At 71.8% G+C, this 738-nt stretch carries 1 pseudogene; it reads left to right on the top strand.

From position 1 onward, the window contains the following. Positions 1-738, top strand: a pseudogene (locus Q4I23_RS32920) (hypothetical protein); the annotation flags it as partial.

The following is a 738-nucleotide window of genomic DNA, read 5'->3' as shown; positions in this document are numbered from 1 at the left end:
GCGGTGAACGGCGCCCAGGCGCTGACCATCGCCGGGACGGGCACGACGCAGTTCAACGCGGCGGTGGGCGGCACGACGGCGCTGGCCAGCCTGACCACCAACGCGGGCGCCACGGCCAGCTTCCTGAACGTCTCCACCACGGGCGCCCAGACCCACGGCGCCGCCACGACCCTCAACGGCACCTACACCACCACCAACGGCGCCTTCACCGCCAGCGGTGCGGTGACGCTGGCCGGTGACACGACGGTCAACGGCGGGTCGAGCGTGCTGTTTAGCGGCACGGTGGACGGCGCCTACGCCCTGGCGGTCAACAACAAGAGCACGACGCAGTTCACCGGCACGGTGGGCGGCACGACGGCTCTGGCCAGCCTGACCACCGACGCCACCGGCACCAGCAGCCTGAAGTCGGTGACGACGACGGGCGCCCAGACCTACAACGACGCGGTGACGCTCGACGGCACCTACACAACCAACAGCGGCGCTTTCACCGCCAACGGCGCGGCGATGCTGGGCGGCGGCACGACGGTGAACGGCGGGTCGAGCGTGCTGTTCGCCGGCACGGTGGACGGCGCCCAGGCCCTGACCGTCAACGGCAGCGGCGCGACGCAGTTCACCGGCACGGTGGGCGGCACGACGGCGCTGGCCAGCCTGACCACCGACACCGGCGGCACCAGCAGCCTGCGCAGCGTCACCACCACGGGTGTCCAGACCTACAACGACGCGGTCACCCTGAACGGC

The sequence above is a fragment of the Azospirillum sp. UFLA03-27 genome, assembly GCF_059803775.1.
Note: the sequence above shows the minus strand (reverse complement) of the source record. Positions and strands in the feature narration are given on the sequence as shown.